Origin of the sequence: Prosthecobacter sp. SYSU 5D2, assembly GCF_039655865.1 — a bacterium.
In the GTDB taxonomy this organism is placed as follows: Bacteria; Verrucomicrobiota; Verrucomicrobiia; order Verrucomicrobiales; family Verrucomicrobiaceae; genus Prosthecobacter.
Map to the genome: position 1 here is coordinate 186,789 of NZ_JBBYXL010000009.1, position 19,748 is coordinate 206,536.

Sequence of the window (19,748 nt, forward strand, 5' to 3'; positions counted from 1 at the left end):
TGAGGCCAGGATGGCCTCACACCTTGGACTCCCCCCTCACTGCCCCGAGGCCATCCGCACAAACTTCGCCAGGTCCTCCTTCTGCTTCTTCAGGTCCGGCAGGTTCAGGTACATCATGTGCCCGGCCGTGTAGTCATCCTCCGTGATGTTTTTCATCAGCTCCGGGTGGATGTTCAGATGCGAAAAGGTATAACGGGAAGCGTAGTACGGAGTCGCCATGTCATAATAGCCGTTGGAAACATGCACCTTCAGATAAGGGTTGGCCGTCATGCTCTCCGCCAAAATTTCGGACACATTGGCAAACTCGTTCTCCGCATTCCAGTTCCACTTCCCCACGCTCGTCAGGATGTTATAAGGCCGGTCCTCCTCAAATTTCAGATCGTTGCGCACATAGTGGTTAAAGGTGGAGGTAAACGCGCTGAAGACCGCGTCCGCGCTCGGATCCCGCTCCGCGTGGTTGTTCAGCGCATCGCGCATGTAGCTCGTATAGCGGCTGTCGAACCGGCCCACTACCAGCCGTTTTTCACGCAGCAGCTCCGCATTGAACCGGCTCAAGGACACCCGCAGATCGGACGCCTCCACAAAGCTCTCGCTCAGGCCCGTCAGCCGCGCCATCTGCTTCACCACCTTCGCCCGCTGCTCCGGGTCCAGCGCCGCGCCCATCAGCAGCGCCTGGTTATACTCCCCGCTGGTAAAGGCCTCCGCCTCCTTCAGCACCTCCGCCAGTGGCCTGCCCTGCAGCGCCTTCCCCAGCTTTTGGTGATACCACGCCGTCGCTGTGAAGCTGGGCAGGTATAAAACATACGGCAGGTCATTCCCCTCCGCTCCCCAGATGGTCTGGAAGTTCAGCACCGTGGACACCAGCATGATGCCGTTCAGGTTCATCTTATGCGTCCGCAGCAGCTCCCCGCTCAGGGCCGCCGCGCGAGTCGTCCCATAGCTTTCGCCAATCAAAAATTTCGGCGACAGCCACCGTGATTCCTTGGTGATGTAGAGGCGGATAAATTCGCCAATGCTCGCCGCATCCTCCTTCACGCCGAAGAAATTCTTCGCGTCCTCCGGCTTGGCCGCCCGGCTGTAGCCCGTGCTCACCGGGTCAATGAAAACCAGGTCCGTCTCATCCAGCAGCGAGTATTCATTTTCCACCAGTTCATACGGTGGCGGCACCGCAAAGCCATCGTCCCGCAGCTTCACCCGCTTCGGCCCCAGCAGCCCCAGGTGCATCCAGACTGAGGACGACCCCGGTCCGCCGTTGAAAGAAAACGTCAGCGGCCGTTTCGCCATCTCCGTCACCCCCTTCTTCGCATACGCCACATAAAAAATGTCCGCCGTCACCTTCCCCTCCCCGTCCTTCAGGCTCAGCATCCCCGCCGTCGCCGTGTAGTCCACCTTCTGGCCGTCAATCATGAGGCTGTGCTCCGTCACCTTTTTGACCTCCGCCGCCTCCGGCTTGCTCCCCTTCTCGTCCTTGCCGCCTTTGGCCTCCGGGGCCTTCTTGTCGTCTTTGGCATCAGCCTCCGCCTTGGCATCCTTCGCCTCCGCCTTCTTCTCCCCCACCACCTTTTCAGGCTCAGGAGCCTGCGCCAGCGCAGCCGCAGAAGTCAGCATCAGCAGAGAAACGATCCGTGCAAAGTGGGTCAGAGAAAGCATAAGACCACCATAAACGGAAATCCCCCCGCGCATCTTCAGATTCCATCATTTCCCAAAAAAAGAACTGGCAAACCTTCCACAAGAGGCTTAACTCCTCGTCCACCCAATCGCGCGGTTAGCTCAGTGGTAGAGCATTGCCTTCACACGGCAAGGGTCGCAGGTTCGAACCCTGCACCGCGCACCATTCTACACGTTTAGAATCATCTGTTTTTGGAGTTTGAAGCTTGGTTCCACCAACCGGTAAAAGGCGTCTGGCTAAACCAGTGTGGAGTTCAGGGTAGCTGAATGTGAACCACCGATGCCACAGAGAGCACAGATGTTCAGAAACGGGTTTCCTTCCTTTCTTCGTCCCTATCTGTGTCCATCCGTGTCATCTGTGGTTGATCTGGGTTCTCAGCGCGCCCAATGCCAGGCATCAGACGAGACCGCTATTTCCCATCAAAGCGCCGATACGATGCAATAAAACGGCGCCCCAGTCCTCGCACTTCTATGAAACCCTCTTCGGCGCGTCGCCGAATCCGTTTGTCCCTGGCAGTCCTCTTTGCCAGCAGCCTGTTTGGGCTCACCAGTTGCGCCACCCGTCCGGTGACGGTCGCGGAGGCGGCAGACGCTGGGGCGGATGAGGTGTCACGCACGCAGGCGGTGCAGTTGCAGATCTTTCTGGATGGGGAGAACTTTGGTCCCGGCGTGGTGGATGGGCATCTGGGGGAGTTCACCCGCAAGGCGCTGGCCCTTTACCAGGAGTCGCAGGGATTGCCGCCGAGTGCGGTGCCGGAGGTGGGCCACATCGTGCCCTACACGGGGTATGCGGTAACGGCGGAGGACCTGAAGCGGCTGGGGACGATGGCGGTGGAGCCGGCGGAGCAGGCGGCGCAAAAGAGCCTGCCCTATGTGGGGCTGGGGGAGCTGCTGGCGGAACGGTTTCACACCACGGTGGCCTTCATCGCGGAGCTCAATGCGGGCCGGTCTCTGGATGCGCTGACACCGGGCGAGGTGATCCGGGTGCCGAATGTCCGGCGGCCGCTCCGCGTGGACCGTTTCCCTTCGGGTTATGCCAAACCGCCCGCCTCTGTGGCAGCGACCCGGCACGTGATCGTGGATACGCGTTTTCGCATGCTGCGGGTGATGGAGGAGTCACGGTTGCTGGCGGCCTTTCCTCTGACGCCGGGGTCTGAGGAACACCCGGCACCGAAGGGGGAATGGAAGATCACCAATGCTGTACCGTGGCCGTGGTATCGCTATGATGAAGGCGTGCTGAAAAGGGGCGAGCGGACCGAGACCTTTTACAATCTGCCCCCTGGACCTAACAGCCCGGTGGGTCTGCTGTGGGCAGGCCTGAACCGCCCCGGCGTGGGCATCCACGGCACCGCCTTTCCGGAGACGATCGGCCGTGCAGGCAGCCATGGGTGCATCCGGCTTTCCAACTGGGACGCGGCGACGTTTTACACGCTGGTGCAGAAAGGCATGCCTGTGACCATTCGATAAATGCTTCTCCTGGATGCTGGATTTCTGGGTTCGGAGGCCCGCATCAGGTTTAATCCCCCGCCTCGACCTTCAGCGCCTCCAGCGGTATGACCGCCAGCTCAGCGCTGTTGTTGTTGGCCAGTTCACGGCCTTCTCCCACCCGGCCCACTTTGCCGCCGGTATTGGAATAACCAACGTAGAGGTGTCCCTCGTGCTCGACAGCGTAAGGATAAGAAAGGGCGGCTTTGGGGTGGGATTCGCCGGGGCCTTCGGGGAATTCGGCATGGCGGATCACCAGCACCCGGCTGAAAACGTTTTCACCGGGCCGCGTCAGCGCAATCGTCAGAGGGGAGCGCATCGAGACATCGGCAGATGTCGTGCATACCAGATAATGCTGACCGGTGCTGAGTGTGCCTGCATAGGGTTTGCTAGTGATCATGGGCAGATTGGAAGGCAGGGATTCTGTCCAGGTCCGGCCATAGTCCTCACTGATGGCGATGAGCGCCTTCCGCTCGCCACCGTAGCGAGAGACATTGGTGATGCGTTTGCCGCTGACAAAAACGGTGGATTCACCCCACATGTCCAGGCCGTCCGGTGCCGGGATGACGACGAGGTCCCACTTCGTAAGATCATCGCCATGGCTGATGGCCACGGCGGCGGGATTGGCCGGCGGCTTCAGGTATTTGGCCACCCGGATGCCGGCCATGATCCAGTTGCCGTCCGCCATTTTTAAAGGCTCCTGCATCGGCCAGAAGCCACCCTCAATGACGGTGCCCTTCGCCTGCCAGGTCTGGGTGGTTTCATCCAGCACATAAGCGCGGGTATGGATGTCCTTCATGAAGCCGGTGTAAGCACCCATGAAGGCCCAGAGCTGGCCCTGGTGGGAGAGGAAAGAGCCGTGGCTGATGCCGGTCCCAGGCTCACCACGGTCCATGGTGGCCACGGGGCTCCAGGTCCGGCCCAGGTCCTCGCTCACGCAATAGCGGGCCTCTTCCGTATCCGTGTTTTCAGCGCCTTTGTTGTGACCAAAGGAGGCGTATAGCTTGCCCTTGTGAAAGGCCAGCCCCACGCCGTGAAGGAAGCGATAACCGTCTTTGGTAAACTCATACGGCTTGATGACGGAGAAGCGCGTGCCTGGGGCCAGCGGCAGTTCCAGGCTTTTTCCCAGCGTCTGCTTTTCATCCCAGAGCGGCGTTTTGGCGGCCAGAGGCTGGGGAATGTCATGGGTGGCGGAAGCTGGCTGATAGCGGCTGGCCACTTCAGCCGGAGTCAGGGCGGTGGGAGTGTATCGTACCTCATCCAAAGCTCCCATAAACTGCTGCCGCAGCGATCCCAGGTCATTCACCCCGCCGAGCGTGATGGGCGCAGTGTTAGCCATCAGCGGTCTGGTCAAAGAGGTCTCACCCACCGGCTGTCCGTTCAGGTAAAGCAGGGCCTTGGATTTATGCACCGTCAGCGTCACCTGATGCCAGTGCCCCGCCTTCAGCTTCTCCTGGGTGCTGATGGTCTTCCAGCCCCCCTGATGCAGATAGGCACGCAGCGTGCCGTCCGCCTCGACGGTGAGGCTCCATTGACGTTCATCGGAAGAATAGCGGTTTTTCGCCGCGATGACCTGCTGGCCGCGGTTCAGGTGATAGGGATTGAACCAGACGGAAAAAGTGAAGCCGTGTTCCCCTGGATTCAGCTTCATCGTGTCCTTCAGTTCAATCACCGGCCGGCCGTCCAGCACCAGGCTTTTCTCCACCGCTCCAGGTGCGGTTTTGACCTTGCCATGCAGCGTCATTGACCCTGGGTCCGCAGTCTCCAGCGGCCAGTGTTTGGAATCCAAGGCCAGGCCGGGATGCAAAGCTCCCAGGGACAGAAGTGCGATGAGTTTTTTCATGGTTGGCAAGCAGGTGGGGCGGAGGCAAATGCCCGCCGCCTGGATGCAAACGGGCCTGGCCCGCCAGATCCTCCGGCATAAAACGGTGAAGTCGGTGTTATATTAACACGACATCCTGCCCAGCGTTGTCAAGGCTGCCTGACGGTGCAATGAAGATCCGTCAGAGCCTGTGAACTCTGCGCTTTTAAGAGGCGCACTTCCACCTCATTGGCCCCTGGTTTGAGATCCTTAGCCTGCACGTCATATTCCAGCCACCGGTCGTTGACTTTGGCCGAGGACAAAGGTGTACCGTTCAGAGTAACGGCAGCATCCGCAGCCTCGACGGGCTTTTTGAATTGCACCCGCAGCCGGACCTTCGGCTGGCTGCCCTGGGGCTTGGCGGCGTAGTCATCACCAACCCTGAAGCGGACCTTGGCGGAAGCATCTTTGGTTAGGGGAAGCGGTCGCGCAGGATTCAGATCGGGGATGCGCATGAAGTCCGCATGGGGATACGTACCGCCTGCTGCCGCGCCGAGTCCGCGAACGCTGGCAAAGTAATCCTGGTCGAGCTTTTGCAGCATCTCACGCGAGCCAAGCTCCCGCCACAGCGGGCTGTTGGGGTTGAAGGAATTGAACAGATAAATGCCATCGGCACCGGCCTGCCAGGCATTCAGCGCCCGTCCGCGATACGTTCCCACCGCGCGCCGCAACTTTTGGGAATCCGGGTCTCTGATGCGGGATTCATCAAAGGAGGGATACACTTTCACCCCGTGCTTGCGGCCCAGATCCACGCTGTAGCTCCAGTCATTGAGCTGAAAGTAGCCGCTGGGAATGAACAGGTCCATCAGACCGTCAGCGAGCCACTTTTCCAGATCCAGCCCCACCGCACGGCAAAATTCCACGGAGTCCGGCAGGCGCATGGCCACCAGGATGGGGCGGCCACGCTTCAGGCCCTCTTTCTCGGTCATGGTGCGGATGCGCTGCATGAGTCCGGTCATGAGCGCGCGCTCGGCATCGTTGCATTCCGTGCCGGTCATGGCCGCGCGTTTGAAGAAGACCGGATGGCGGAAGAAGTCCAGCTCGACACCGTCCACATCGTAGTTTTGGCAGACCTCCTCCACGTAACGGAAGGCCAGGTCACGGATCTCGTCGCGGGTGAAGTCCACGGCGGACCAGGCCCCAAATTTCGGCCTAACATCAGGTGTGCTGATGAGCCATTCAGGGTGCTCTGTTTTGAGCTTGTTAGCCCGGAACATCACCGGGCCATATTCGGTGCGGCTGCCGTCATGTGTGTCATTGAGCCGGAAGGACCAGAAGACCTCCATGCTGTTTTGGTGGCCAAAGTCCACCATCACGCGCAGCGGGTCCGTGCCGGCGGCCAGCAGCTCCGGCGTCATGTTTTTGGAAAACAACGCCTCCTTGGTGGAAAACACCTGCCCAACCTTCGTCCCATGGGTGAACAGGCCGAAGCCTGAGCTCCAGGTGCAATAGAAAAGGCTGTCCACCTGGGAACCCGCCAGGGCTGCGGTGCGATGCCGCAGCAGTTCCTCCGGCGCGGTGCTGGTGCAGAGATACACCGGCTCATTGCCATCATTGTTAAAGATGATCCGCCGTTGCCGTCCGGCGGCCTCCTTGCGCAACGTGCGCAGTTCATCCAGGGACTGGATGGGAGCTTGCGCCGCAGACGGAAGGGCACTGAGAACCAGGCCGAGCGCGGCCAGGAGGAGCGTCGTTTTCATGAGGATGTCTCTCCGGTAATGGCCGGGCTGGATTAAAATGTATGGAGCCTGCCTGTCAGGACAGACTGGCTGGCTTCATTTGCCGGTCCATTTTTCAGTGAACTGGCCTAACGGATGAAGTTCATAACGGCGGACAATCATCTCTGCGCCTTCCGTCTGGATGCAGATGCGGCCTTCGGCAGGCTTGCACTCAAAGGCTTCATTGACGAGCTGGCCGTTGACGAAGTATTGCAGCGTGTCGCCTTTGGCAATGACTTCCAGGCGGTTCCAATCGCCGATGGGCGCATCGGTATCGTGCTTGCCACGGAAGTTGATTTTGTCGGCCCAGTCCTCATCGCGCTTTTCCCAGTTGATGCGGCCTTTGGTCACCACCTGGCGGGGTGCGCCCTTCTTCCAGCGTTTCTCCTTGTCGCGGTCCAGTTCATACTCCGCCGTCACGCTGGTGATGAGTTCCGTGCCGTCGGGCAGCTTGGGTGACAGGACCAAAATATCGCCAATGCCGCCTTCGATGATCTGCGCCTCGATGCTGGCCATCCAGGTATCTGAGTAGGCGCCATGCGGGCCGTAGGCGTGAACGAGGATGCCGTTGTCACGGGTGCGATCCGCGCGCTTGCCCCAGGTGTTCGGGCCCCATTTGAAATCCACCACGAGATGGTAGTCCTTGTATCCCTCTTTGGTGACCATGTAGCCATAACCGCGACCACTGATGTTGAGCTGGCCGTCCTTGAGCTGAAAGACCTCGCTGGCCGGGTCTGCGAAATCCTGTTTCGGATTAATGTGGTATTCCACCTCACCGGCCTTCATGAGGTCCAGGACGTTGATCTTCTCTTTGACCGGTTCAGCAGAAAAGAGGGCGGAAGTGAATGCCAGGAGGCAAAGTGAGGTCAGGCGCATGGTGTGTATGAATGAGGAACCCGGTATAAACGTTCCTTCTCCCTGGCCCTCTCCGCCCGAATCGCACCGGTGGTGATGCTTTTGTGATATTGAGGCATGGCCTGATAAAGAAACAGCCGGGACGTTTCCGTCCCGGCTGCTCATTGGTGATTAGGGTTTGCCTCGTTTAAGGCAGCGGGAAGCGCTCGTTCACGGTGGCGATCTCGGCGCGGATGGAGGCGAGGACTTCGGCGTTGTCCTTGTTGGTCAGCGCTTTGTCAATCCAGTTGGCGATCTGCACCATCTCGGCCTCTTTCATGCCACGCGTGGTGACGGCAGGCGTGCCGATGCGGATGCCGCCGCCGAGGGTGATCTTCTCGGTATCAAACGGGATGCCGTTTTTGTTCACGGTGATGCCGGCGTGGTCCAGCGTTTCGCTGGCGACCTTGCCGTTCAAGCCGCGCGGACGCAGGTCCACCAGCATGAGATGATTGTCCGTGCCGCCGCTGACGATGCGGTAGCCGAGCTCTGACATGCGGGCGGCCAGGGCTTGGGCGTTCTTGACGATCTGCTTCGTGTAGTCGGCAAACTCAGGCTTCAGGCACTCGCCAAAGCACACGGCCTTGGCGGCGATGACGTGCATGAGCGGGCCACCCTGGACGCCGGGGAAGACCTGGCTGTTGATCTTCTTGATGAGGTCTTCGTTGTTGGTCAGCACGATGCCACCACGCGGTCCGCGCAGGGATTTGTGCGTGGTGCTGGTGACGAAGTCCGCGTATTCCATCGGGTTCGGGTGCTGGCCACCGGCGACGAGACCGGCGATGTGGGCCATGTCCACGAAGAGATAAGCGCCGACGCTTTTGGCGATCTCGCTCATCTTCTTGAAGTCAATGATGCGCGGATACGCGGAGGCACCGGCGGTGATCATTTTGGGCTGCTCGCGCTTGGCGACTTCGGCGAGTTCATCGTAATCAATGAGCTCGTTGTCCTGGCGGACGCCATACTGGCAGAAGTTGTAGAAGCGGCCGGAGAAATTGGCAGGGTTGCCGTGAGTCAAGTGGCCGCCGTGGGCCAGGTTCATGCCCAGCACCTTGTCACCCGGCTGCAGCACGCTGAAGTAAACGGCGGCATTGGCCTGGGAGCCGGAGTGCGGCTGCACGTTGGCAAATTTGGCACCGAAGAGCTTGCAGACGCGGTCAATGGCGAGCTGCTCCACCTTGTCCACTTCTTCACAGCCACCGTACCAGCGCTTGCCGGGATAACCTTCGGCATACTTGTTGGTCAGGCAGGAGCCCTGCGCGGCCATGACGGCCTTGCTGGTGAAGTTCTCGCTGGCGATCAGCTCGATGTTGTTCTGCTGGCGGTGCTGCTCGCCACGCACGATTTCGGCGACGGCGGGGTCTGCGGATTCCAGGATGGTGAGGGGATGGAGTTGTGGCTGGGTGTTCATTTTGGCGACTCTGCGTCCGTGACGGCCACCGGCGAAGGGCGTCTTCAACCAGGCGTTGAGGATGTCCTTGGTGGTGGCTTCGGAAGTGGTTTTGGCGGCGAGGCACAGGACGTTGGAGTCGTTGTGCTCGCGGGTGATGGCGGCGGTTTCGGCATCGCTGACCAGGCTGGCCTGGATGCCGGGATGACGGTTGGCGGCGATGCTCATGCCGATGCCCGTCGTGCAGACGAGGATGCCGGCATCGGCATCGCCAGAGAGGACGCTCTGGGAGACGAGCTCCGCATAGTCCGGGTAGTCCACGGAATCACCCGAATGGGTGCCGAAGTCCTGGACGGTATAACCGTTGCTTTTGAGATGGGCGACGACCGCCTGCTTCAGCACCACGCCGCCATGGTCGGAACCGATGGCGAGGGTTTGCGGCAGGTCTGGGGCGGTGGAGGTGCTCATGGAGATGATTGGCGAAGGGGAAGTGAAATGGAAAATGAAAAGATCGAATGCAAAGATGCAAAAAACGAATGATGCGGCGGGGTGCGGCAGGAAGACGGATCAAGAGGGAGCAGCATCACGGCAGAGCATGTTCCCACTGACTAATCTCCCTGCGCGGGACCTCGGCCGGCCTCCGCTTTCCAGGTTTGCTCGATGTAGGCCAGCACGCAGGGCAGCATCCGGGTCAGGTGCTCCAGGGTCTGGCGGTACTCGGAAAGGTCGCCTCCAAAAGGGTCGCTCAGGTCCCGGCCGCGCAGGCTGTCATCGGCGGCGAACTCGGAGATGAGGTAGATTTTATCATCCGCGTCCGGGTAATCCGAGAGGATGGCCGCCACATGGTTGCGGCTCATGGCGAAGATGTGGGTGGCCTCGTCCACGAGGTCCACGGTCACCGCCCGGCTTTTGTGGCCGCTGAGATCCAGCCCTTTTTCCTTGGCCAGCGTCACGCTGTAGCGGCTGGCCGGCTGGCCGGAATAAGCGCCCACGCCGGCGCTGCCGATCTTGTAATCGGACCGCTCCTTCACCAGATCACGGAACAGCACCTCAGCCAGGGGGCTGCGGCAGGTGTTACCGGTACAGACAAAGAGGACGTTTTTCAAAAGGGCGCGCGGGTTTTCAGAGACTTACGCCCCGCCGGGCTCGGCGGGACGTCAGATTGCCCCGCCTGGGCGTTTTGTCAAAAGGGGAGTGGTCAGGAAGATGGAAGAGAGTTCCCGAAATCCAGATAAGAATTTATTCTCCCGCCCTGAACAGACATTCTTTTATCAGCAATGGCCCAATAAAATACCCCGCCTCCAGCATGTCCATCAATGGACGCCTGACAGTTTGGATCAGTTTACGTTTCTTGGCTTCCAGGAGAAATCCGCAGGTTCCACGCACTTCCAAACCGTAAACGTTGGAAGCAATTCGTCTGGCCTTTCTTTCATCAATCAGAACGCGTGGAATACCTTCATTCCGTGCTGTCTGGATGACTGCGGCTTCCCCTGCGTCCAGTTCAGTAATTAGTAAAGGATCCACCGTGACTGGCGAAGCAACCCGGCAGCTTTGAATGATACGTGCAATTTCTTGGGCATCACCCGCCTCTTTGGCATTCAACTCGTCCACGACTGCCTGAGGCAAGACCACCTCAGTAAAAACTTCACGCAACAACTGGCCAAGTCCGGCGCGTGTCAGGCCTAAAACCGGCCCAGTGTTGCAGACCACTGGCTGACCGTAATAATTACCCATCTGCAAACTCCTGTTCCAGTTCTTCACCGCCCAGGTCTGTGGCCGGAACTCCGTTATGGGCAGCTTCCAGCAAAAAGGCTGCCCGCGACATGCCGCACATCTTGCCTGCCTGGCCTGAAGACAGCTCCCCTAACTCAAAATACTTCAATGCCAGTAAAAACCGGCTCCGGCGCTGCAAGCTGGCAGTATCGGGGGCGTGCAACAGCAAGGTCGCAGGGAAATCAATCTCAAGGATTGCTGTCATAACACGGCATTATACTTTGAATCGGAACTCTCTCAACTTAAAGCGCAGTCGCTCAAATCCGCCTCGCCTCCTGCACCTCCAGGGCCACCACTTTCCATTCGGATTCCACGGGGGCGACGGTGACGGTGGCGGTGTAGCGGTTCACGCGGGTGTGGGCGTGGCCCCAGTGGCCGACGGTGCCCAGGGCGGTCCACTGGCAGTCGGTGATGAAACCCTGGCCGGTCGAGGCGGGCTTCACCGCCATGATCTCCACGCTGAATTCGCTGATGGTCACCCGGGTGCCTTCGCGGCCCTCCAGGGTCAGCGCCTGGAGCGTTTCCAGGTACAGTTTGCGCAGCAGCTCCCCGTCCACGCTGCGGGCCAGGGTGTCATAAATGTCGGATTCGGTCCGGTAGTCAAAGGCGCGGTAAACATTGCGCAGCAGGGGTGCGAGAATGGCTTCGGCCTGCGTGTTGTCGCTCACTTCAGGGACCGAGCTTCCCCGGGGGACGGTGACGACAAAGAGTGGCCAGGTGAGCAGCGCCCCGATGAACCAGGCACCCAGGAATGAAACGGCACCGCCGGGGAGCCGGTGGCTTTTTCTTCGCACCAGCAGAAAGATGACGAGGCCGCCGCAAAACCAGATCACGCTGGCCATGGGAACACGCCAGGGCGGCAGGGTTTCAATCTTGGGCACGGCGGCCAGGGGGGCGGGCATGGGCAGACGGCCTTTGACCCGCCACCGGACTTGTTTTGAGGCGGCATCGGCTTCGATGACGTCGCTCTTCACGCCGAAAAAGACGCGGATGGGCAGTCGCTTCTGGCCCTGGATGTAGCCTGTCCATTGGAGGGTGATTTCGTCCGGCAAAGGCGGCAGCGGAAATTCCCACATCAGGCCGACCATGGCCTCACGAGTGGGCAGGCTGTCGCCTTCCTCCAGCGGCAGGGTGGCCCCGGGCTTGCCCTTGATGATGGAGGCCCCCAGGAAGTTTCCCTCCGCAGGCTTGCCCACGCCCGCCCGGCACCAGTCGGCCGCCTTGGCCTCCAGGGCATCGGCCAGGGCCTTTTGCTCATCGGCATTCAGGGAGATGGCTGCGGGCATCTTCGCCCAGGCCAGCACCGTGGTGGCATCAAACAGCACCTCGAAGCGCATCTGGTTAGGCTCCAGGTACAGGTAGCCCTGGCTGATGACCTCAGCGGGAAGCTCTGGAGCTGCGTTTTGGGTGGCTGGCTGGGTGAGAATTTTCGACGGATCAAACTGCAGTGTCTGCGCAGAAAGCAGCGCAGGCAGGGCCAGCGCGGTGATCAGCATCCACCGCATCAAAAACTGCATGGATCCAGGTTTCATGGTCGCTTCATCGCCGTTGGCCATCAAAGGACCCACGGTTTCCTCCATTCTTTGGAGAGCAGTTTGGCGGCGGCTTCATTGCCTTCGATCTGCTCCGTCTGCGGATTCCATTTCAGGCCCGTGCTGCCGGTGCGCAGGGCGATGTTGGCCAGATGGGCGATGGTGATGCTGCGGTGGCCGATCTCGGCGGGTGTCGCGGTCGGCTTGCCGTCATAGATGCAGCTCAGGAAGTTGTCCGTGTGGTCCTTGCTCTCATAAAGGCGGATTTCCTCCGGGCCGATCTTCTCCCGCAGGATGGCCGGATCGCTGGCGGAGATCTTGCCCCGGTTCACGTAGATCCACTTGCCAGCGTCTCCTTCAAACATCACGCCCACATGGTCGAAGGGCTTTTTGCCGGGTGCCGTTTGGACCGTCTCGGCCACCTCTGGCATCAGCTTGTGGTCCGGGCTGGCCACCTGCATGATCACACCGTTTTCATAAACGCACTCAAAGGCAAAGGCGGTGGCGGTGTTGTACAGGGCGTCCTTGTCCAGGGTACCGGAGACGTTGCGCAGCTCCAGCGGGCCCGTGTGCTCCGTGCCCATGCCCCACTGGGCGATGTCAATGTGATGCGCGCCAAAGTCCGTGATCATGCCGCCGCTGAAGTTGAAGTTATGCCGCCAGTTCAGCGGCAGCAGGGCCGGGCGGTAGTCCATCTGCTCCGCCGGGCCCAGCCAGAGGTCATAGTTAAAATCCTCCGGCAGCGGCGCCACATCGGTCAGGTCCGCCATGCCGTTCCAGTTGGAATGGCCGCCCGGCAGGCCCACCCGCACCCGCTTCAGCTTGCCGATGCGGTTGTTGCGCACCAGCTCGCAGGCCATGCGGAAATAGATGTCGCTGCGCTGCTGGCTGCCCGTCTGCCAGGTCACGCCCGCCTTGGCCACCTCATCGGCGATCAGCCGCCCTTCGGCCACATTCAGGGCCAGCGGCTTCTGCCCGTACACATGCTTGCCCTTGCGCGCCGCATACACCGCCATGTAGGCGTGCCAGTGGTCCGGGGTGGACACCTGCACCGCATCCAGGTCCTCCTGCTCCATCATCTCGCGGAAGTCCTCATACGCCGTGCAGGTCTTGACGTTCTTCTTGGCCGCCTGGGAATAGTGCTGGTCAATGATCTTGCGCCCCGCCTCGCGCCCGCCCGTTTCCTTGCCGTCATAGCCGTAGTGGCCGTATTCCTTCATCGGGTCCGCCACGGCGATGAGCTGGCACTTCTCATTGTTTAAAAACGAAGGCGTCCAGTCCCCGGCGATGGTACCCCAGCCGATGCAGCCCACCGTGATTCTTTCCGAAGGCGCTGGCCGCCCCTCTTTCCCGAACACACTGCTCGGCACAATGGTGGGAAAACCCAGCACAGCGGCACTGCTGGCAAGAAACTGGCGGCGTGAAAATCGGTTCATCGCTTCATTCTAGCGGGCACGGCCCCCCGGCGGCAACAGCGAACTCATGCCCGGATTGAGAAAAGCGGCCCGGTTTTTGCCCTGTCGCGAGGATGGGCTCCAACCATGGCCGGGGATGCACCCTGCGGGTTTTTCAAGCTCCGGCCTCTTGCCTCATCATTAAAAAAGACACCGGAGCAGGACCAAATCCTCAGTCTTCTTCAGGCGTACGCCCTGCGCCTTCGTCATCCCCCATAAAACTCACTTGCTCCGCTCCCCGGACCATGCGATTGATAAGGTTCAACCCTGAACGCGCTCGTAGTTCAACGGATAGAATGGTGGTCTCCGAAGCCGCATATCCAGGTTCGATTCCTGGCGAGCGCACCAGCCGAAAACTCACCTAATCGGCTGAAAATAAACTGCTTACAACGAGATGCTTATTTCGTCAGCGATTGTTCTTAAGACAGGTAAAATGCGCCAAAATGCAGGAAAATGCGCTCAAAACCATTACAGGCTGGCAAGCCCTTCCGGTGCCCTGGTGCGGGCGCTTCCCGGCCTGAAAGCGCGGGACCTCCCGGTCCACGGGGTCTATGCCGGTCAGTGCGTCCTCCCCGCCCGCGTGAGTGCCTTCATTGACTTTGCCGCCCGCCACCTGGCCACCTTTGGGAAAGCCACCTCGGAGAAAAAAGGCGGCTGCGGGGACGCGTGCGCTCCATTTTCCAGAGGCGCTCAATAACATAGTTGACCCATATGATGACTAAAATTCAAAAAGTTAAATCCGTCATCGCCATTGTTTTGTTTTTAATCTGCGTTGCGTTAATTTACCTTATCCAAGCGCTGCCCAAAAATTGGATTGGAGACCTGGATGCAATAGCGAAAAAAAGAGGAAAATTAATAGTATTTCAGATTTCACAAGCTGTAGTTGATTACAAAAAAGAAAACAATGGAGAGTATCCTGATAAAATTTCAGATCTCATTCCATTGTACCTTACTGATCCCGGATCATTGTTGGGCGGCAGGATAGAAGGATGGTTGAAGATATCTGGAACTGACATGAGTCAGTGGCCTGAAGCAATGGACATAACAGGGCTCGCCTCTCTGTATCCGAAAGAAGGAGGTGAGTTTATTGTGGTCCTTTCACCTGTTTTATATGGTTCGGAAGCGGTTCCGTTTTTTCATTTCCGCCCAGGCGATCACCCCGATGGACACATTAAATATGAGACTATGAATTATAAAGAGATGGACCTTGTCGAGGCTTGCAAGCTGGTCAGGTCACCCAACTGGTCAGCAAAAATCCATGAAACAGGAGGGCTGCCACCTCCTCCAAAATCGTCTTTTTAGGCTGACCCTCCTTTTTTTCATTCAAACGTGTTGATGAGAGGCTATAACGGTCCCCGGCGGGACGCGGGGAACGGCACGCCGCATCTCGCGGGCGGTCCATTTTCACCGAGCGCGTCGCTTGACGCCGGGGCTGGGCATGCCAAGGGTGGAGGCCATGCGCTTTCGTTCCTTCCAAGGTCTTGTCCCTGCCCCTGAACACGCGGCCGATGTGGCCGCCGTGCCCTATGACGTCGTGAACCGGGAGGAGGCCTATGCGCTGGCGCATGACAAGCCGCTGAGCCTGCTGCATGTGGACCGGGCGGAGATTGACCTGCCCGCAGAGGTGGACCCCTATGCGCCGGAGGTGTATGTGAAGGCGCGGGAGAACTTTGAAAAGCTCCAGGCCGAAGGTGCGCTGGTCCGGGAGACGGCGAAGATTTTGTACCTGTACCGCCAGACGGTGGGAGAGCACAGCCAGACGGGCCTGGTGGGTGTGTGCCACACGGAGGATTACGAGAATGACGTGATCAAGAAGCACGAAAAAACCCGCCAGGACAAGGAGGATGACCGCACCCGCCTGGTGGATACGCTGAGTGCCAACACGGGCCCCATCTTCCTGACCTACCAGGGCGTGCCGGCCATTGACATGATCGTCAATGATTTCCGCCTGCAGAATGATCCGACGCATGATTTCACGGCTCCGGACGGCGTGCGGCACCAGGTGTGGCGGCTGCCGGTGGGGCCGAGTGCGGACATTGAGAAGCTGTTTTCCCACCATGTGCCAGCGGCCTATGTGGCGGACGGACATCACCGGGCGGCCAGCGCCTTCCGCGTCAGCAAACACCGCAAGGCCTCCAATCCTGAGCACAACGGGACGGAGGAGTACAACTGGTTCCTTTGCGTGCTTTTCCCCGGCAATGAGCTGAACATCCTGCCCTATAACCGGGCGGTGAAGGACCTGAACGGGCGCGATGAGGCGGAGTTTCTGGCCGAAGTGGGCAAAGTCTTTACCGTGATCCCCACGGAGGTGAAGACACCTGCGGCCCCTGGCCATTGCAGCATGTACCTGGGTGGCCAGTGGTATGGCCTGGAGTGGAAGGCGGAGGCGGAAGCCAGCCCCATTGACCAGCTGGATGTCAGCATCCTGCAGGACCGCCTGCTCAGCCCGCTGCTGGGCATCGAAGACCCGCGCACCAGCAAGCGCATTGATTTCATCGGCGGCATCCGCGGCACCGAGGAGCTGGAAAAGCTGGTGGATGGCGGCCAGCACGCCGTGGCTTTCAGCATGTATCCTGTGACGGTGGACCAGCTCATGGCCATCTCGGACGCGTCGCAGATCATGCCGCCGAAGAGCACCTGGTTTGAGCCGAAGCTGCGCTCCGGCCTCTTCATTCACACCTTTTAAAGGCGTGGATGAGCTTGGACAGCAGCGCCAGCGAGGGCTGCTTTTTCAAAGGCCGCGATAGACATGCGACAAGGGGCCGTTCCATGGCGGCGATGATGAGCTTTGATTTATCTTACCCAGGACAGCGGTCGTTTGGTTCGGCGGCTGCCTGCCTGCTGCTTTTCACCGGGCTACTTCCCTGCCCTGCCCAAGGGCCTGCTCCAGCCGCGGCAGCGCCTGCCAGGCCGAATGTGATTGTGATCCTGGCGGATGACATGGGCTGGGGCGATGCGCGCTGTTACCAGCCGGAGAGCAAGATCCCGACGCCGCACCTGGACCGCATGGCGGCGGAGGGTGTGCGCTTTACGGATGCGCACACGCCTTCCTCCGTCTGCACACCCACCCGCTACGGTCTGCTGACCGGCCGCTATAGCTGGCGCACCACGCTGAAAAAGGGCGTCCTGGACGGCTTCGACCCGCCGCTCATCGAACCGGGCCGGGAAACGCTGGCCTCCTTTTTGAAAAAGCAGGGTTACGCCACCGCCTGCATCGGCAAATGGCACCTGGGCATGACCTGGACGCGGAAAGACGGCACGCCCATGCCGGACCGGCTCACGGAGGGAAAAGGCATCCATCGCGGCGGTGAGGAGGTGGACTTCACCCAGGAAACCGTGGGCGGCCCGGTGGACCATGGGTTTGACTCCTGGTTCGGCATCAGCGCCTCGCTGGACATGTCGCCCTACGTTTATCTGGAAGGTCGGCGCGTGGTGGAGCTGCCGCTGGAGGTGCAGCCATCCATCAAGGAGCCCGCCCTCACCACCTCCTCCGGCGTGCGGTCCGCCACCTTTGTGCTGGAGAAGGTCCTGCCGGAATTTACCCGCCGCGCCGCCGCCTATGTGGAGAGTCGCGCAGGGAAAAAGGAGCCCTTCTTTTTATACCTGCCGCTGCCCTCCCCGCACCTGCCCGTGGTGCCGGATGCCGAGTGGAATGGCAAGACCGGTGCCGGCATCTATGCGGACTACACGGCCCAGACAGACGCCACCGCCGGTGCGGTCATGGCCGCGCTGGAACGCAGCGGCCAGGCGGACAATACGCTCATCGTCTTCACCAGTGACAACGGCGGCCTTTGGCATCAATGGGACCCGCAGGAGAAAGACGACGCCCGCTACCAGCCGACTCCCCGCGCCGCCTACAATGAGGAGCGCGGGCACCGGAGCAATGCGGGTCTGCGCGGGACCAAGGCGGACATCTGGGAAGGCGGCCACCGCGTGCCCTTCATCGTCCGCTGGCCTGCCCAGGTGAAACCGGCCGTGAGCGATGCTCTGGTGGAGCTGAACGATGTCTTTGCCACCCTGGCCGAGATCACCGGCACGGCCATGCCTGACAATGCCGCCGAGGACAGCTTCAGCTTCCTTCCAGTGCTGAAAGGTAACGGCGGCGGCCGGGCCTTTGCCGTGCATCATTCCCTCCAGGGAGTCTTTGCCCTGCGCGAGGGTGCCTGGAAGTATGTGGAAAGCCGTGGCTCAGGCGGCTTCACCAACCCCAAAAAAGTGCTGCCGAAAAAAGGTGAGCCAGAGGGGCAGCTCTATCGCCTGGATACGGACCTCGCCGAAACCCGCAACCTCGCCGCCGAAGAAACCGCCATCGTGGAAAAGATGTCGAATCGGCTGAGGGAGATCCAGAAGGGTGCGAGGACGAGGAGGTGAGGGGCGGGCTTGAAGAGGGGACTTGGCAAGTCCCGCTCCTTGATGCTTGGCAGGTCACGTTCGTTGTTGGGAAAGTTTTTGGTTAGGGCAGGCGTATTGTGGGGACAACCGGCCTGCGGCTTTCCACACGATCATGCACTCCGTCCCTCACCGACTCTCCCGACGTGATATGCTGCGCACGGCCTCGTGCGGGTTTGGTTATGTGGCCATGTCCGGCCTGGCGGCAGCCTCGGGCGGTGGAGGAACGGCGGATCTGATCCCACGCCCGCCCAAGGTGCAGGCACGGGCGAAGCGGGTGATCTTTCTGAACATGGGCGGCGGACCGGCGCAACTGGACACGTTCGACTACAAACCGCAGGTGGGTAAAAAACCGCACGCGGGCTCGGTGGTGAATTTTCAGCGGCATGGGGAGAGCGGCCTGTGGATCTCCGAACTGCTGCCCAATGTGGCCCGCCATGCGGACAAGCTGTGTGTGCTGAATGCCATGCACGCGGACACGGGCATCCATGCGCAGTCCATGCTGCAACTGCACACGGGCGACCGCCTGCGGCCCTGCCCGAGCATGGGCTCCTGGGTGGCCTACGGACTGGGCACGGAAAACCAGAACCTGCCCGGTTTCATCAGCCTGAACACTTCCAAACCAGCCGAATACTCCAGCGCCTGCCTGCCGCCGATCTATGGTGGAACGCCCATCGGCGTGAACGGGGAGAACATGTCTATGGCGACGATCAGCGACATTGAGGGAGGGCACCTGCCTCTGGCCGTGAAGCGGCGGCAGCTTGATCTGATCCAGGCGATGAACCGGGACCACCTGGCGATGCGCCGGGAGGATGAGCGGCTGGAGGGCGTGATCCAGACGATGGAGCTGGGCTTTCGCATGCAGGCGGCGGCTCCCGGCTTGCTGGACATCCGCCAGGAGTCTGCGGCCACGCTGGAGCGCTACGGAGTGGGAAAAAACTATGCGGTGGGCACCTGCAAAGCGTCGGACTTTGGCCGGCAGTGCCTGCTGGCGCGGCGCTTTTGCGAGGCGGGGGTGCGGTTCATCGAGCTGAACCATGGAAGCTGGGACCAGCACACAGACCACCGCCGGGATCTGCATGCCAACTGCTGCTCCATAGATGCACCCATCGCGGCACTGCTGGAGGATCTGGACCAGCGCGGCCTGCTGGAGGAGACCCTGGTGGTGTGGGGCGGCGAGTTTGGCCGCCCTGGGCTGACGCCGGGCAAGGACAACGACAAAACCGGCCACAATGCGCGGGCCTTTACCTTCTGGATGGCGGGTGGCGGCGTGAAGGGCGGCCATGTGCACGGAAGCACGAATGAAACCGGGGCCGAGTGCGCGGAGGGGAAGGTGCACTTCCGCGACATGCATGCCACGATGCTTCATTTGTTAGGCCTGGACCCTGATAACCTGGCGGTGACGCAAGGCGGGCGCAGCATCCGGCTCACGGGGGTGCAGGGTGGGCAGGTGGTGCGGGGGATTCTGGCGTGAGATCACTTTTCGATATGGCTGGGTAAGGGGGAGTTCTTTTGACAGGATTTTTTTGGATGTTTTTCATTATTTTTTGATTCCTGTTTATTTTATATGAGTGTCTTTTGATG

The 19,748-nt window shown here is 60.4% G+C and carries 15 protein-coding genes and 2 tRNA genes; 7 read left to right on the plus strand and 10 right to left on the minus strand.

What is annotated here, in order from left to right; genetic code table 11:
• Positions 1–36 precede the first annotated feature (36 nt).
• Positions 37–1,650 (minus strand): peptidase S10, encoded by a 1,614-nt coding sequence (locus WJU23_RS16685; protein WP_346333741.1) that lies wholly within the window; start codon positions 1,648–1,650, stop codon positions 37–39.
• Between the two features lie 109 nt (positions 1,651–1,759).
• Here WJU23_RS16685 and WJU23_RS16690 point away from each other — a divergent pair.
• Positions 1,760–1,834, plus strand: a tRNA-Val gene (locus tag WJU23_RS16690).
• A gap of 305 nt (positions 1,835–2,139) precedes the next feature.
• The gene (locus WJU23_RS16695; protein ID WP_346333742.1) at positions 2,140–3,135 is read left to right on the plus strand and encodes a L,D-transpeptidase family protein; all 996 of its coding nucleotides are present in this window, start codon (positions 2,140–2,142) and stop codon (positions 3,133–3,135) included.
• Positions 3,136–3,184: 49 nt separating this feature from the next.
• Here WJU23_RS16695 and WJU23_RS16700 read toward each other — a convergent pair whose 3' ends face one another.
• The 9 genes from WJU23_RS16700 to WJU23_RS16740 form a co-directional block, all read right to left on the minus strand.
• Positions 3,185–4,996 carry a LamG-like jellyroll fold domain-containing protein gene (locus tag WJU23_RS16700; RefSeq protein WP_346333743.1) on the minus strand — a complete coding sequence of 604 codons (1,812 nt, stop codon included), beginning with the start codon at positions 4,994–4,996 and terminating at the stop codon, positions 3,185–3,187.
• 128 nt (positions 4,997–5,124) lie between these two features.
• Positions 5,125–6,714 carry a family 10 glycosylhydrolase gene (locus WJU23_RS16705; RefSeq protein WP_346333744.1) on the minus strand — a complete coding sequence of 530 codons (1,590 nt, stop codon included), beginning with the start codon at positions 6,712–6,714 and terminating at the stop codon, positions 5,125–5,127.
• Positions 6,715–6,789: 75 nt separating this feature from the next.
• Positions 6,790–7,608 carry a DUF1080 domain-containing protein gene (locus WJU23_RS16710; protein WP_346333745.1) on the minus strand — a complete coding sequence of 273 codons (819 nt, stop codon included), beginning with the start codon at positions 7,606–7,608 and terminating at the stop codon, positions 6,790–6,792.
• 166 nt (positions 7,609–7,774) lie between these two features.
• Positions 7,775–9,484: a ribose 5-phosphate isomerase B gene (rpiB, locus tag WJU23_RS16715; RefSeq protein WP_346333746.1), complete on the minus strand. Its 1,710-nt coding sequence runs from the start codon at positions 9,482–9,484 to the stop codon at positions 7,775–7,777.
• Positions 9,485–9,624: 140 nt separating this feature from the next.
• Entirely contained in the window at positions 9,625–10,122 is a 498-nt protein-coding gene (locus WJU23_RS16720; protein ID WP_346333747.1) for a low molecular weight protein arginine phosphatase, read from the minus strand.
• Positions 10,123–10,255: 133 nt separating this feature from the next.
• Positions 10,256–10,750 (minus strand): hypothetical protein, encoded by a 495-nt coding sequence (locus tag WJU23_RS16725; protein ID WP_346333748.1) that lies wholly within the window; start codon positions 10,748–10,750, stop codon positions 10,256–10,258.
• Positions 10,743–10,994: a UPF0175 family protein gene (locus WJU23_RS16730; protein ID WP_346333749.1), complete on the minus strand. Its 252-nt coding sequence runs from the start codon at positions 10,992–10,994 to the stop codon at positions 10,743–10,745. The genes WJU23_RS16725 and WJU23_RS16730 overlap by 8 nt, the downstream gene beginning before the upstream one ends.
• A 52-nt stretch (positions 10,995–11,046) precedes the next feature.
• Entirely contained in the window at positions 11,047–12,321 is a 1,275-nt protein-coding gene (locus WJU23_RS16735; protein WP_346333750.1) for a hypothetical protein, read from the minus strand.
• Between the two features lie 23 nt (positions 12,322–12,344).
• The gene (locus WJU23_RS16740) at positions 12,345–13,757 is read right to left on the minus strand and encodes a Gfo/Idh/MocA family oxidoreductase (RefSeq protein WP_346333751.1); all 1,413 of its coding nucleotides are present in this window, start codon (positions 13,755–13,757) and stop codon (positions 12,345–12,347) included.
• Between the two features lie 291 nt (positions 13,758–14,048).
• Here WJU23_RS16740 and WJU23_RS16745 point away from each other — a divergent pair.
• From WJU23_RS16745 to WJU23_RS16765, 5 genes are all read left to right on the plus strand, one after another.
• Positions 14,049–14,123: transfer RNA gene (locus WJU23_RS16745), tRNA-Arg, on the plus strand.
• Positions 14,124–14,486: 363 nt separating this feature from the next.
• On the plus strand, positions 14,487–15,077 hold the full coding sequence (locus WJU23_RS16750; protein ID WP_346333752.1) for a hypothetical protein: 591 nt from the start codon (positions 14,487–14,489) through the stop codon (positions 15,075–15,077).
• 154 nt (positions 15,078–15,231) lie between these two features.
• Positions 15,232–16,461, plus strand: a complete 1,230-nt coding sequence (locus tag WJU23_RS16755) for a DUF1015 family protein (protein WP_346333753.1) — start codon at positions 15,232–15,234, stop codon at positions 16,459–16,461.
• Between the two features lie 8 nt (positions 16,462–16,469).
• Entirely contained in the window at positions 16,470–18,146 is a 1,677-nt protein-coding gene (locus WJU23_RS16760) for an arylsulfatase (protein ID WP_346333754.1), read from the plus strand.
• 133 nt (positions 18,147–18,279) lie between these two features.
• The gene (locus WJU23_RS16765; protein WP_346333755.1) at positions 18,280–19,638 is read left to right on the plus strand and encodes a DUF1501 domain-containing protein; all 1,359 of its coding nucleotides are present in this window, start codon (positions 18,280–18,282) and stop codon (positions 19,636–19,638) included.
• Positions 19,639–19,748 lie beyond the last annotated feature (110 nt).